The sequence below is a fragment of the Legionella sp. km535 genome, assembly GCF_003990085.1.
In the GTDB taxonomy this organism is placed as follows: domain Bacteria; phylum Pseudomonadota; class Gammaproteobacteria; order Legionellales; family Legionellaceae; genus Legionella; species Legionella moravica.
Genome location: NZ_RZGU01000049.1, coordinates 1 through 2525 on the forward strand (window position 1 = coordinate 1; position 2525 = coordinate 2525).

Here is a 2525-nt window from a genome sequence, read left to right on the forward strand (position 1 = left end):
GAGCAGATGCGCGGTGTGGCTTTCGCCAGCGCATTGTTGATGCGGTCAAATTCCTGAAGGCGCTGCAGCCGCTCATTTTTGGCGGTACTGTGAGGCGGCACCGGCCATCGTTTTTCATCCAGGTCTATCAGTGCCGAGAGAACAACGGCATAGACCTCAGGCAGTGGCAGGTACCATTCAGTAGAAACCGGCTGCCCGTTGTGCTCCTCAACCAGAGTAACCCGGTCAAGTTCTTTGCTCAAGTTGCGTGAACTCAACGTTGCTGCCAGCCAGGCTTTGGTGGGTGCCTCCAGAAAAGATGATTTGACTCGTCCTTCATACCTCGTTCTGACACGACTCATCCGCTCTTGTGCTTTGGCATTATCGGTCATTTCAATGGTCATCTCGGAGGCGGGTACAACAACCGATGAAGAGGCTGCGGATGAAGAAGATGCGGCAGCAGTAGATGAAGCGGATTGATCAGGCGCTTCTCTGTCCGTCTTTCGCAACAGATATCGTGAAGCCAGGCGGATGGCAAGCATGGCCGCTGCATTCGAGGTCACTTTGTTGTGCGTGCTCTGTGCGCCCTGAGCGCTTTCAATCATCGCTTGTCTGAGACTGGTTGGCATGATGCGCTTCCTTGATTCATTGCAAAGCTTTTTACTGTATCACAGGGTTTATAAACTGAGCAATATGAACTAGCGGGGTGCTTTCGGGGCTATATAAGAAGATTAGAGTAGAGTGTGTGGAGAGGAAAAGTGCATCACTTTAGTGATTTAACTTATTGAAAGAAAATAATGTATCGCTGCGCGATCTTTTTTAACCCCCTCACCCTTGATCCCTCTCCCCCACGCTACGCGCTGGGTAGAGGCGAGGTTCTTTAAATATAATGGCTTTCAGAGAGGTATCCGACTTTGTTATTCTGAGTGCAAAACTCATCTTTTTAATGAGCTTTGTCCGCTTGGACTCTCCGGATCCTGGGGACTTGCCGAACCCTGGCTAAACAATGAAAGAGAGCCACGTGGCGCAGAAATATTGGTCTCAGGTGAAGATGCATAGGAAGATAGTGCAGCTCCTGTATTGTAGTTGGGTGTTGTGGAATCCTCTGTAGTTTGGGTGGCTATCCGTTGCTTCGCTTGCTCTAGTAATGTTTTAAGAAGATGCAAGGTTTTAGAATACCTTGCTTGTTTCACTAGATCCAAAACAGTAGTGCCATCGCAGTTCTTTACCATTATGGCATCTGCTCTTGCTGTCTCAGGGAGATAATTCAGAAAACTTTTCAGAAATTCAATTTGCCTTGCTGCGGCTACGTGCAGCAGGGTATTGCCATAAAGGCTTCTTACCATTACGGCTTCAGGCCTTGTTGCTTTTGGAAGACAATCCAGAAGCTTTTTCAATATTCTAGGGTGTTTTGCTGCGGTTAGATGAAGCACAGTATTTCCATACTTGTTACATATCATCAATACACCAGCCCTTGTTTCTTCAGACAGTCTATTCACAAGCGGTTTCAAAATCACAGGAAGGGTCGTTTCTACCTCGTGCAGCACTGTATTGCCATCTTCGTTAGTTACCATCAAAACGCTTGCTCTTGCGGCTTTGGGTAGGCAATCCAGAAGCTGTTTCAGGTATTTTGGGGCAGTTTTTGCGATCTGATGCAATACGGTATTACCATCAGCATCAGTTGCTATAATAACTTCCGCTCTTGCCGTTTCAGGTATATAGTTCAGAAGCAGTCTTATGGTTTTGGGGTTATCTTCGAGGCTATGAAGCACTGTATCCCCTTTGTTGTTTTTTGTCATCAAGACTTTAGACCTATCCATCTCGGGCAGTGTTTTCATAAGTAGTTTCAAGATTTTCGAGTCTTGTCTGGCCAGGTGCATCACGGTATAGCCAATATAATTCTTTGTTATCAAAGCATTTGCCCTTTCTGTTGTCGGCAGGTAGTTCAGAAGCAGTTTCAAAGTATTTGGATAATCTACGGCCAGGTGCAGCATACTAATGCCGCAGTAGTTTTTATCTGTCACCACATTAACCCTTTGATGCTCAGGTAATGTCCGCAGAAACCATTGTATAAAAGAAAGATGTTGGTTCTCGATGGCCTCTTGAAGGGGAGGGAACCTGCCTTTGTACTTCACCTTGTAGTTTGCTCCTTTGTCAATCAGGGCGGCAGCTAATTCTGTATGTCCGAAGGCTGCAGCAAGATAAAACGGAGTTAAACTTTTGTTGTCGGTAGCATTGGGATCAAAACCTGGAAGAGCAACGATTTGACGTACTGTGGCTTCGGACATATCCTTTGATACCGCCAGCAGTAGTGCGACATCAAGGCTGGATGCGGGAGTGATATTTCCAGGCGTGAGCAGCACCGGAACGGGAGCCCCCTCTGTCGAGTCAGCTACAGCAACCCCTTCAATCTGGGCAAGCAGCTCTTCGGGCCAGGAATCTCGTGAAAGTGCATCGCCTGCGGTGTTCTGCTCCTGATTGCATCGGTTGCGGATGAATGAAAGCAGTTTGGGAAGGCACTGTTGAAACAGGAGCGACCAGGTGTC

General features: G+C 47.4%; 2 protein-coding genes. Both read right to left on the reverse strand.

The window, feature by feature from the left end:
• Positions 1-608: hypothetical protein (locus ELY21_RS15420; RefSeq protein WP_148111700.1), on the reverse strand; the 608-nt coding region annotated here is incomplete at its 3' end.
• A gap of 306 nt (positions 609-914) precedes the next feature.
• A partial coding sequence (locus ELY21_RS15425; RefSeq protein ID WP_148111701.1) for an ankyrin repeat domain-containing protein occupies positions 915-2525 on the reverse strand: 1611 nt, incomplete at its 5' end.